Annotated in this window: 10 protein-coding genes; 8 read left to right on the forward strand and 2 right to left on the reverse strand. The window is 43.1% G+C overall.

The window, feature by feature from the left end; genetic code table 11:
* Positions 1-94: 94 nt before the first annotated feature.
* From FCV43_RS12770 to aceA, 3 genes are all read left to right on the forward strand, one after another.
* The gene (locus tag FCV43_RS12770; RefSeq protein WP_136995419.1) at positions 95-1,000 is read left to right on the forward strand and encodes a hydrogen peroxide-inducible genes activator; all 906 of its coding nucleotides are present in this window, start codon (positions 95-97) and stop codon (positions 998-1,000) included.
* A gap of 630 nt (positions 1,001-1,630) precedes the next feature.
* Positions 1,631-3,208 carry a malate synthase A gene (aceB, locus tag FCV43_RS12775; protein ID WP_431188293.1) on the forward strand — a complete coding sequence of 526 codons (1,578 nt, stop codon included), beginning with the start codon at positions 1,631-1,633 and terminating at the stop codon, positions 3,206-3,208.
* 178 nt (positions 3,209-3,386) lie between these two features.
* Positions 3,387-4,697, forward strand: coding sequence for an isocitrate lyase (gene aceA, locus FCV43_RS12780; RefSeq protein WP_017053748.1), 1,311 nt, complete (start codon positions 3,387-3,389; stop codon positions 4,695-4,697).
* A 94-nt stretch (positions 4,698-4,791) separates the two neighbouring features.
* On the opposite strand, the gene FCV43_RS12785 is transcribed toward aceA, so the two are convergent.
* Positions 4,792-5,241 (reverse strand): CBS domain-containing protein, encoded by a 450-nt coding sequence (locus FCV43_RS12785; RefSeq protein ID WP_136995421.1) that lies wholly within the window; start codon positions 5,239-5,241, stop codon positions 4,792-4,794.
* Positions 5,242-5,497: 256 nt separating this feature from the next.
* Between FCV43_RS12785 and queA the strand changes: the two genes are divergently transcribed.
* From queA to secF, 5 genes are all read left to right on the forward strand, one after another.
* Positions 5,498-6,550 (forward strand): tRNA preQ1(34) S-adenosylmethionine ribosyltransferase-isomerase QueA, encoded by a 1,053-nt coding sequence (gene queA / locus FCV43_RS12790; RefSeq protein WP_136995422.1) that lies wholly within the window; start codon positions 5,498-5,500, stop codon positions 6,548-6,550.
* A 183-nt stretch (positions 6,551-6,733) separates the two neighbouring features.
* On the forward strand, positions 6,734-7,864 hold the full coding sequence (tgt, locus tag FCV43_RS12795) for a tRNA guanosine(34) transglycosylase Tgt (RefSeq protein ID WP_113796585.1): 1,131 nt from the start codon (positions 6,734-6,736) through the stop codon (positions 7,862-7,864).
* A 124-nt stretch (positions 7,865-7,988) separates the two neighbouring features.
* A complete protein-coding gene (yajC, locus tag FCV43_RS12800; RefSeq protein ID WP_017053754.1) occupies positions 7,989-8,318 on the forward strand; it encodes a preprotein translocase subunit YajC in 330 nt (109 codons plus the stop codon).
* A gap of 19 nt (positions 8,319-8,337) precedes the next feature.
* On the forward strand, positions 8,338-10,194 hold the full coding sequence (gene secD / locus FCV43_RS12805) for a protein translocase subunit SecD (RefSeq protein WP_084654895.1): 1,857 nt from the start codon (positions 8,338-8,340) through the stop codon (positions 10,192-10,194).
* Positions 10,195-10,209: 15 nt separating this feature from the next.
* Positions 10,210-11,157 (forward strand): protein translocase subunit SecF, encoded by a 948-nt coding sequence (gene secF, locus FCV43_RS12810; RefSeq protein WP_017053756.1) that lies wholly within the window; start codon positions 10,210-10,212, stop codon positions 11,155-11,157.
* 236 nt (positions 11,158-11,393) lie between these two features.
* On the opposite strand, the gene suhB is transcribed toward secF, so the two are convergent.
* Complete coding sequence (gene suhB / locus FCV43_RS12815; RefSeq protein ID WP_017053757.1) at positions 11,394-12,197, reverse strand: inositol-1-monophosphatase; 804 nt, start codon at positions 12,195-12,197, stop codon at positions 11,394-11,396.
* Between the last annotated feature and the right edge of the window lie 14 nt (positions 12,198-12,211).

The raw sequence follows: 12,211 nt of genomic DNA on the forward strand, positions 1-12,211 counted from the left end.
AAAGCGAATTAAATAGATTAACTTAATCGAAAAAAGCGATGAGGATGCTTTCTCATCAAATCTTCTATCTTATTAATATGACAAAGTAATTAGCATGAATAAATGGCCCAGCTTAAAGCAGTTGCATTATTTAGTAACTTTGCACGAAACCCGTCATTTTAGTGATGCCGCAGAACGTTGTTTTGTGAGCCAGTCGACACTCAGTAAAGGGATCCAAAACCTTGAAGAGTTGATTGGTTGTCCTTTATACGAAAAAAAAGATAAAAAAAGCCCTTTAGTCTTTACTCAAGCAGGCGAATTGGTCGTCGCTCGTGGTCGAGAGTTACTGGCGAAAGGACAAGATCTGGTTGAGCTTGGCAGTTTATGTCAGGGAGAAAGTATGCAGGGGCAGTTAAAACTGGGCTGTATTCCGACCATTGCACCATTTCTATTATGCGATGTCGTCCAAGAGGTTAACGCTCGCTTTCCTCAACTTCACCTATTACTACGTGAAGATACCACCACCAACTTATTAGCCGCCTTGAATCAAGGTGAACTCGATGTATTGATACTGGCACTCCCTGTTGATATTGGGCATATGCATAGCAAAGTTGTCGGACAGGATCCGTTTCGGATGGTCATTAGTCGTAATCAAGCTGATGGGATTCGAGTGCCAATCCGATACGATGATTTACCCGATGAATCGGTTTTCCTATTAGAAAATGAACACTGCTTAACGGAACATGCCGTTTCAGCATGTAAGCTCACAGACAAAGAGAAGATAAATCCTTTTTCAGCAACAAGCTTACATACCCTGGTGCAGATGGTTGCGAATGGGCTTGGGACGACATTTATACCTCAAATGGCGATTGAGCATGGTCTGCTTGATAATCAAAATCTAGTGGTGATAGATCCCCCTGGTCAGCAAGCTTATCGAGAGATAGGACTCGTTTGGCGACCTAGCACTTCTCGTTCTGAGACCTTTGATCAATTAGCTGAAGTGGTATCAGAACTGCTCTAGCGATTGGTCTAACCTAAAAAGCACACTGTTTTCGGTGTGCTTTTTAGGTTTTTATTCTGTTAGTGTTGTTTGACTTGTAAAATTTCACAGAACTTTTTTGACGTGCCTTTCATAAAAAATCCTTTCTTTACACACCTAATTTCACATCTCTCTTTTATTTTGTCGTTTGAATGGTCATTCATACCTATTCGTTAACCCTTTCTGTCAAAGGTTTCGAGCCCAAACTTAGAATTCGAACGCCTGTTTAAAACAGAATTAGCATAAAAAATCGCGTGTAATTTAATTACGTAATAAGTTACACAAACAACCAATTTTCAGAGCCCTAAAGTCCAACAATATAAAACTTTGAATTTAACCTTTTGTTAACTTTAGTACTTTTACTCTAGTGGTTGTTGAGGTAAGTTTAATACTGTCTTGTAAGATCTATGTCTACATCGGAGGCTGTTGAAATACAGGTTTGGATAGGTGAAGGTAATAGGCACAAACCAAAACGAATCATGAATATTGAGCTTTAGGATGTTGCTTGTCTTTGTGGTTTTTGAGTTACAAATGTAATTTAAGGAAAGAATTATGCTTGCTGAAACAACACCAACAAATTCAAATAATATAAAAAGAACATCGCCTCAAAGTATGTTGGTGATTAATAGTGAGCTTGCTCCTGAGCATCAAGAAATTTTCCCTTTAGAAGCCCAAACCTTTTTATCTTTTTTATGCGCTCAATTTAGTGAGCGAGTGGATTTATTGCTCGAAGAGCGAGAGCAGAAGCAGTCACGGATTGATGCTGGGGAGCTACCGGACTTTTTAAGTGAGACTCAAGATATCCGAGAAGGCAGTTGGAAAATACTCGGTATCCCACAAGATTTACAAGATCGTCGAGTAGAGATCACCGGTCCAACCGATCGAAAAATGGTGATCAATGCATTAAACGCCAACGTGAAAGTCTTCATGGCGGACTTTGAAGATTCAATGTCGCCAGCATGGGGCAAAGTGCTCGATGGACAGGTGAATTTACGTGATGCTGTTAATGGCGATATCAGCTATACCAATGAGAGTAACGGCAAACAGTATCAATTAAGTGATGATCCTGCGGTGCTTATCTGCCGTGTTCGAGGTCTGCACTTAAAAGAGAAGCATGTAGAATTTAACGGCCAGATTATTCCTGGAGCGCTATTCGATTTCGCACTGTATTTCTACAACAACTACAAAACCCTGCTGAAGAAAGGCAGCGGCCCATATTTTTATATTCCTAAGCTGCAATCTCATCAAGAAGCGAAGTGGTGGAGTGATGTTTTCCATTTCACTGAAGACTTTTTTGGGTTGGATACCGGAACCATTAAAGCAACGGTATTGATTGAGACTTTGCCCGCTGTATTTGAAATGGACGAGATACTGTTCAACTTAAAAGAGCATATCGTTGGTCTAAACTGCGGACGTTGGGACTATATCTTTAGCTACATTAAAACCTTACGTAAACACCCAGACCGCATTCTGCCAGATAGACAAGTGGTGACAATGGATAAACCCTTCCTGAAGGCTTATTCACAACTCCTAGTTAAAACGTGTCACCGTCGTGGGGCGTTTGCGATGGGCGGAATGGCCGCCTTTATTCCAGCCAAAGATCCGCAAGTGAACCAACAAGTTTTGGACAAGGTTCTGGGAGATAAATCTTTAGAAGCGAACAACGGACATGATGGAACGTGGGTCGCGCATCCAGGGCTTGCCGATACGGCAATGGCAGTGTTTGACCAAAAGTTGGGTGAACGCACCAATCAACTGAATGTACTACGAAAAGACGACAGCCCTATAACCGCACAGGTGTTGCTTGCTCCATGTGACGGTGCCATCACGGAGCAAGGTATGCGCCACAACATTCGAGTGGCATTGCAATATATAGAAGCGTGGATCTCAGGTAATGGCTGCGTTCCTATTTATGGATTAATGGAAGACGCGGCCACGGCTGAAATATCACGAGCTTCAATTTGGCAATGGATTCAGCACGAACAAAAATTGGATAACGGACAAGTTGTTACCAAGTCATTGTTCGAATCTTACCTGACTGAAGAGATCCAAGTTGTTCGTCAAGAAGTTGGAGAACAACGATTCATTAATGGTCGGTTTGAAGAAGCGTCTGCATTGATGTCAGATCTCACCACCAGCGATGAACTGACGAATTTCTTAACGGTTCCAGGCTACGATTATTTGCCGTAAATCATTGGATGCTTAGCTAGCTCCTATGTTTAGCCAACGCTAAGCGTACATTATAAAAAATGAACACGATTTATTACTAACAACGTGAAACAAAGAGTTCGAGGTCAGAGAGAGTTGTACTGACGGAGAAAAGGATGACAGATGCATGAAGCATCGTATTACTACAGAGGGATAGACCATGACATTAACTCGCCGCCAACAAATCGAAGCTCTAGAGAAAGACTGGGCAACTAATCCACGCTGGAATAACGTAAAGCGTACTTACACAGCAGAAGAAGTGGTTGAACTTCGTGGTTCAGTGACGCCTGCCAATACTATCGCCCAACGTGGTGCTGATAAATTATGGTCTTTGGTCAACGGGTCATCTAAAAAAGGTTATGTAAACTGTTTGGGTGCACTGACTGGTGGTCAAGCGGTTCAGCAAGCCAAAGCGGGTATCGAAGCGATTTACCTATCAGGTTGGCAAGTTGCTGCAGATAACAATACGGCATCAACCATGTATCCTGATCAATCTTTATACCCTGTAGATTCAGTACCTTCAGTGGTTAAACGCATTAACAATTCATTCCGACGTGCAGACCAAATTCAGTGGGCTGGTGGTAAGAGCCCAGAAGATGAAGGTGGTATTGATTACTTCCTACCTATCGTTGCGGATGCTGAAGCAGGATTTGGTGGTGTTCTTAATGCCTACGAGCTGATGAAAAACATGATTGAATCCGGTGCTGCTGGGGTTCACTTTGAAGACCAATTAGCATCAGTGAAAAAATGTGGTCACATGGGTGGTAAAGTACTGGTCCCGACTCAAGAAGCGGTACAAAAACTGATTGCGGCACGTTTAGCCGCTGATGTTTCAGGCACGACAACACTTGTGATTGCGCGTACTGATGCTAACGCTGCGGATCTTCTGACTTCCGATTGTGACCCGTACGATCGCGACTTCATTCAAGGTGAGCGAACCGCTGAAGGTTTCTACCGAGTGAAAGCGGGCATCGACCAAGCTATCTCTCGTGGCCTAGCTTACGCGCCATATGCAGATTTGATCTGGTGTGAAACGGCAAAACCGTGTTTGGAAGAAGCACGTAAATTTGCTGAAGCAGTACATGCAGAATACCCAGACCAGCTATTGGCATATAACTGCTCACCATCGTTTAACTGGGAGAAAAATCTAGACTCAGAAACGATTGCAAAATTCCAGCAAGAGCTTGCGGATATGGGCTACAAATACCAGTTCATTACATTGGCAGGTATCCACAATATGTGGTTTAACATGTTCGAATTAGCTCATGCCTATGCGCAAGGTGAAGGTATGCGTCATTATGTAGAGAAAGTACAGCGCCCTGAGTTTGAAGCGGCAGAAAAAGGTTACACATTTGTGGCGCATCAACAAGAAGTGGGTACAGGATACTTTGACCGTATGACCAATACGATTCAAGGTGGCAACTCTTCGGTGACGGCACTGACAGGATCAACAGAAGAAGAGCAATTCTAGCGATAGCTTTACTCTTACAACCCATCTGAGCGGCGATCTAGCCGCTCTTTTTTATGCTGACATATCGACTTTATTTGAGCGAGATATGGCAGCATCAAACATCAGTATCGACTTCTTCTGGCTCGGTATCTTCTTGTAGCTCAAGCAAATTGATGGCAATAGTGACAAAATCACTGTCAGTAATAATTCCGACTAACTCTCCATCTTCCACCACAGGTAAGCAGCCAACTTTGTGCTTTTGCATATAAGTGGCACTCTCTTTTAACCCTGCTCTTGGCTCTACAGTCATGATATTACGATGCATCACCTCATTGAGAGGGGTCGATAGAGTATAAGATTGTGAGCTTGGAATGTTTTGCAGGCTAGACTCTTGAGCGGCAAGAATATCACGTTGAGTAACCACGCCGAGCAGTCTTCTTTCAGCGTCCACAACAGGAATGTGGCGGATATCTAAGGCTTCCATTGTACTCTTAGCTTCGGCTAACGAATGTGATCGTAATAGAGTGTGAGGGTTACGAGTCATCATGTCTTCGACTTTGATCATCACGATCTCCTTTTATGGGTTGGTGTAGTTTAACTATAGGTTTTTATTGTCTTAATATCTGGGAGCTAACTCATTTTTATTGAGCTTTATGCAACGAATTAGATTGCGATCAAGTTTACGATAGGAGCAAGTTTTACCCTTAGTTACCATTATCCCTTCGAACAATCCTTGCTATTGCGTTTTGTCTGCCTATACTACTCCACTGCGAAATTTTTACTCGCAACCCTTTATTTATCAACCAAACAAGATAAGTCGCATGCAAGTTTCTGATTTTCATTTTGAATTACCTGATGAGCTGATAGCTCGTTACCCTCAAGCGGAACGTACCGCGAGTCGCCTTCTACAATTAGATGGAAATACTGGAACCTTGAGTGATGGTTCATTTAAAGACGTATTAGATCTTGTTCAACCGGGTGATTTAGTTGTTTTTAATAATACACGAGTGATTCCAGCTCGGCTGTTTGGTCGTAAAGAGTCTGGCGGTAAGCTAGAAGTCTTAGTCGAACGTATGATTGATGAGAAAAGCATTCTTGCTCACGTACGTTGCTCTAAATCACCTAAGCCAGGTACTACTCTATTCCTTGGTGAACATGATGAGTACCAAGCTGAAATGGTCGCACGCCATGATGCTCTGTTTGAGATCCGCTTTACCTCTGATCAAAGTGTATTAGAGATTTTAAATGCGGTTGGTCATATGCCATTACCGCCTTATATTGATCGTCCTGATGAAGACGCAGATAAAGAGCGTTATCAGACGGTATATAACAAAAAGCCGGGTGCCGTTGCAGCACCAACAGCAGGTTTACACTTTGATGAGCAGCTACTAGAGCAGATCAAAGATAAAGGTGTCGAGTTTGCTTACGTTACTTTGCATGTTGGAGCGGGTACATTCCAGCCAGTAAAAGTGGATAATATCCATGATCACCACATGCATGCTGAGTACGTAGAAGTACCACAAGAGGTTGTGGATGCGATTGCTGCGACAAAAGCTCGTGGCGGACGTGTCATCGCGGTTGGGACGACATCTGTTCGTTCATTAGAGAGTGCTGCTCAAGATGCACTGAAAAAAGGTACTGAGCTCGTTCCATTTTTTGGCGACACAGAAATCTTTATTTTCCCAGGCTACGAGTATCAATTGGTTGATTGTTTGATCACCAACTTTCACTTGCCTGAGTCAACATTAATTATGCTTGTTAGTGCTTTTGCAGACTACGACAAAGTGATGGCCGCTTACGATCATGCCGTTAAAAATGAATACCGCTTCTTCAGTTATGGCGATGCGATGTTCATCAATAAGAAAACGAAATAATCATCACTCGTAAATTCCCGGATTTCGTGGCATTTTCGAGAAAAAAAGTTTAATAGTCGAGTGCTAGCATTGAGCTAGGAAGGGAAGGTAACTTTACTTCTCGCAAGGATAAGCGACCGCTCTCGGTAGGGTGAATAACCCAGTAAAATCGTCAGATTGTTTCTCTGGCATATTGGAGGTCTCGTGAGATTAAAGTACGAACTTAAAAAAACAAATGGTAACGCACGTCGTGGTCAACTTCAGTTTGAACGCGGTACAGTAGAAACACCAGCATTCATGCCTGTAGGTACTTACGGTACTGTGAAAGGTATGACACCGGAAGAAGTGAAAGACACTGGTGCAGAAATTCTGCTTGGTAACACTTTCCACCTTTGGTTACGCCCTGGTCAAGAGATCATGAAATTACATGGTGATCTCCATGACTTCATGAACTGGAAAGGCCCAATCCTAACCGATTCAGGCGGTTTCCAAGTATTCAGCTTAGGTAAGACTCGTAAAATTACCGAAGAAGGTGTTCATTTCCGTAGCCCTGTGAACGGCGATAAGATCTTTATGGATGCTGAGAAATCAATGCAAATCCAATACGATCTTGGTTCTGATATCGTGATGATCTTCGACGAATGTACGCCATTCCCGGCAACCCACGATGAAGCTCGTATTTCAATGGAGCGTTCTATTCGTTGGGCGGACCGTAGCCGTAATGAATTTGATCGCCAAGACAACACCAATTCACTATTTGGTATTGTACAAGGTGGTGTTTACGAAGATCTACGTGATGTGTCTGTTGAAGCGCTAACTAAAATTGGCTTCGATGGTTACGCTGTCGGTGGTTTAGCGGTAGGCGAACCTAAAGAAGACATGCACCGTATTCTTGAGCATACTTGCCCACAACTACCTGAAGATAAGCCTCGCTACCTGATGGGCGTAGGCAAACCTGAAGATCTCGTTGAAGGCGTTCGTCGTGGTATCGATATGTTCGACTGCGTAATGCCGACTCGAAATGCTCGAAATGGACACCTATTTGTGACTGGCGGTGTGATCAAGATCCGTAATGCGAAACATAAAACGGATACAACACCACTAGATCCACAGTGTGACTGTTACACTTGCAGCAACTATTCAAAATCATATCTACACCACCTAGATCGTTGTAATGAGATCTTAGGTGCAAGACTGAATACTATTCATAACCTACGTTACTACCAACGTTTGATGCAAAGTATCCGTAACGCGATCGATGAAGACCGTTTTGATGCATTTGTAGAAGAATTTTACGCTCGTCGTGATCGTGAAGTTCCACCAATGAATAAATAATTTGTCTCTATCGCCCTATTTTTGCGACCTCAATCTCTAAACTAGACTTTGAAGCCTTGAAAATAGGGCGGTGCAGCCCAATTAGTTGGATTATCAATAAAAATTAAATAGAGGATGTTTTTAAATGTTTATTTCTCAAGCTCACGCAGCTGCTGAAGGCGCTGCACAAGGTGGCGGTTTCGAAATGCTAATCATGCTAGGCATGTTCGCAGTAATCTTCTACTTCATGATTTACCGTCCACAAGCGAAACGTGTAAAAGAGCACAAAAGCTTAATGAGCGCGATGGGTAAAGGCGACGAAGTACTGACTAGTGGCGGCCTTGTAGGCAAAATTACGAAAATCGCTGAAGACAATGACTACGTGTCAATTGCACTTAACGATAATAACGAAGTTGTGATCAAAAAAGATTTCGTTACTGCAGTGCTACCTAAAGGTACGCTTAAGTCTCTATAACAGCTAGAGGATCCTCGCTGTGCTAAACCGTTACCCGTTATGGAAGTATCTAATGGTGGTGTTCTCCATCGCCATTGCAGCGTTATACGCTCTTCCAAATATATACGGTGAAGATCCGGCGATTCAAGTCACAGGGGTGCGTGGCGCCTCTGTAGATATGTCGACGCTGGATGCTGTCACCGAAGCTCTTGATGAAAAGAGCTTATCTCATAAATCCGTTGCTCTAGAAAACGGTTCTATTCTTGTTCGTTTTACCGATACTGACACCCAAATTAGTGCTCGCGATATCATTAGTGAAGCATTAGGCAAAGATGTCATTGTTGCCCTTAACTTAGCGGCTTCTACCCCGGATTGGCTTGAGTCTATTGGTGCTGCACCAATGAAACTTGGCCTTGATTTACGTGGTGGTGTTCACTTCTTAATGGAAGTGGATATGGATGCTGCGATGGGTAAGCTTGTTGGACAGCAAGAAGAAGCCTTTAGAAGTGAACTGCGTGAAGAAAAAATTCGTTACCGCTCTATTCGCCCATCGGGTAAAGACGCGGTAGAAGTATTACTTCGCAATGAAGAGCAACTCTCTCAAGCTAAACAAAGCCTTGCATCAAAACACCAAGATATGACGTTTGAAGAGTCAGTATCAAATGGTCGTTTTGCGCTGGTGGCTAAGTTTACGGAAGCTCGCCTTCAAGAGATTCGTAACTACGCTGTTGAGCAGAATATTACTATTTTGCGTAATCGTGTAAACGAACTTGGTGTTGCTGAACCTCTTGTTCAACGTCAAGGTGCAAGCCGAATCGTTGTGGAATTGCCTGGTGTTCAAGATACTGCTCGCGCTAAAGAAATTTTAGGTGCAACAGCGACCCTTGAATTCCGTGAAGTGGATGACAAAGCTGACTTAGCAGCAGCGGCAAGTGGCCGAGCGCCTGCTGGAAGCGAAATCAAACAAGATCGTAATGGTCGCCCTGTCGTACTGAAGAAACGTGTAATCCTTGGTGGTTCAAGCATTACAGACGCAAGTTCAAGCGTTGATGAGTACGGTCGTCCACAAGTGAATATCTCACTTGATAGTGAAGGTGGCAGCAAAATGTCAGCGTTCTCACGTAAAAACATCGGTAAGCTTATGGCAACCGTATTTGCTGAGTACAAAGACAGTGGGCGTAAAAACCCAGAAGGCAGCGTTATCCTGACTAAGCATGAAGAGGTGATCAACCAAGCAACGATTCAATCAACGCTTGGCCGTAGTTTCCGAATTACAGGCATTGATTCAGCGTCAGAAGCTCATAACTTAGCTCTGCTACTTCGTGCTGGTGCTCTTATTGCTCCAATCTCAATCGTTGAAGAGCGCACAATTGGTCCATCTATGGGTCAACAGAACATCGATATGGGTGTGATGGCGTGTGTTTGGGGTATGGCGGCAGTTATGCTGTTTACTCTACTGTACTACCGTAAGTTTGGCTTAATTGCGAACATGGCACTAATGGCAAACCTAGTATTGATCATCGGTGTCATGTCGATGATCCCTGGGGCAACCATGACGCTTCCTGGTATCGCTGGTATCGTTTTGACCGTTGGTATGGCGGTGGATGCGAACGTGCTGATATTTGAGCGTATTCGTGAAGAGCTACGTGATGGACGTAATCCACAACAAGCGATTCACCAAGGTTACGCCAATGCATTCAGTACTATTGCCGATGCGAACATTACGACCTTAATTACAGCAATTATTTTGTTTGCTGTAGGTACAGGTGCAATCAAAGGTTTCGCCGTGACTCTGTCTATCGGTATTCTGACTTCTATGTTTACCGCTATTGTTGGAACGCGTTGTGTCGTGAACCTGCTATATGGTGGCAAACGTATCGATAAACTGTCGATCTAAGCTAAGGGAAATGTGATGTTTCAGATTTTGAAAGCAGACAAAACGATCGACTTTATGCGTTGGTCTAAATTTGCCTTTGCTTTTTCTATAATCATGATTGGTGCTGCAATCTTTACTCTTTCAACAAAATGGTTGAATTGGGGTTTAGATTTTACGGGCGGTACTCTGATTGAAGTTGGTTTTGAGCAACCAGCAAACCTAGAAGATATTCGTGGTGCTTTACAGGCAAAAGGTTTTGGCGATGCAACGGTACAAAACTTTGGTTCTGCTCGTGAAGTAATGGTTCGTTTGCGTCCAAGAGATGACCTTCAAGGTGAAACTCTTGGTAACCAGATTCTATCAGCGATTGAAGATGGAACTGGCGAAAGCGTAGAGATGCGCCGTATCGAGTTTGTTGGTCCTAACGTTGGCGATGAACTAACTGAAGCGGGTGGTTTAGCCATTATCGTTTCATTAATCTGTATTTTGATATACGTATCAATGCGTTTTGAGTGGCGTCTTGCTGCTGGTGCGGTACTCGCATTAACGCACGATGTTATTATCACGCTGGGTGTATTCTCCATCATGCAGATTGAAGTGGACTTAACGATTGTGGCAGCACTATTGACGGTAGTGGGGTACTCCCTCAACGATACCATCGTAGTATTTGACCGTATCCGTGAAAACTTCCGCAAAATGCGTAAAGGTGAGTCTGCTGAAGTGATGAATAATTCAATCACACAAACATTAAGTCGTACTTTGATTACTTCCGGTACTACTTTGTTTGTTGTTATTGCATTGTTCGCACAAGGTGGGGCAATGATCCACGGCTTTGCAACGGCATTGCTGTTAGGTATCACTGTTGGTACTTACTCTTCTATCTATGTTGCATCTGCACTGGCTCTTAAACTAGGTATCACTCGTGAACACCTAATGCCACCACAGATTGACAAAGAAGGCGCTGAATTTGACGAGATGCCTTAACGAGAGTTAACTCATCTAGACAAGTTGTCACAAAAAGCCGCTGAGAAATCAGCGGCTTTTTATTTGCTTGTCACTTTTTGTTTGCTTGCCGCTATTTCATCAGAACCATGCATAAAAGCTTCATTTCAAAGATGGCACTATAAGATTCAAGTTTAAATCAGAAAGGACTCAGTAATAGGCATAAAAAAACGCCCGCATATTGCTATGCGGGCGTTTACAATTTTGAGTAAGTTAAATTACTTACAGATAGCTTCGTTACCGTGTTCACGGATAGTCTTAAGCATACACTTAACACCGCGGGCACTTGATGCAACGATATTGCCAGACTTCATGTACTCAGTACCACCAGCAAAGTCAGTCAGGATAGCGCCAGATTCACGAGCAATAAGCTCAGCAGCAGCAAGATCCCAAGGTTTCAAACCTAGTTCGAAGTAACCATCAACACGGCCAGCGGCTAGGTAGCATAAGTCTAGCGCTACAGAACCTGTACGACGGAAATCAGAACAATCAGTAAATAGAGCAGAAAGAATTTTTAGGTAGCTTTCAGAGTGCTGCTTTTGATTGTAAGGGAAACCTGTCGCAAGAACAGAACCTTGAAGGTCTTTAAGTTGAGATACACGTAGACGAGCATTGTTTAGTTGAGCGCCAGCACCACGTTGAGCTGTGAATAGTTCATTTAGCATTGGGTCATAAACACAAGCGACTTCAGTTTTACCGTTGATACGAACAGCGATAGATACTGAGAAGTGTGGGAAGCCTTTTACGAAGTTATTCGTGCCATCCAGTGGGTTGATAATCCATTGTACACTTGAATCAGAGCCTTCGATAAGGCCGCTTTCTTCCGCAATCGTGCTGTGATCTGGGTAAGAAGCTTTGATAGTTTCAAGAATAAGGTATTCAGCTTCTTCATTGATATTAGTAATAAATGAGTTATTACCTTTTTGAGTGATCTCAATTTTATCAACAGTTTCTAACGATTTAGCAATATGATTGCCTGCTTTACGCGCAGCGCGTATAGCAATATTTAGCATAGGATGCATAAGGATTTTCCCAA

Source organism: Vibrio genomosp. F6, from assembly GCF_005146325.1.
Lineage (GTDB): Bacteria > Pseudomonadota > Gammaproteobacteria > Enterobacterales > Vibrionaceae > Vibrio > Vibrio cortegadensis.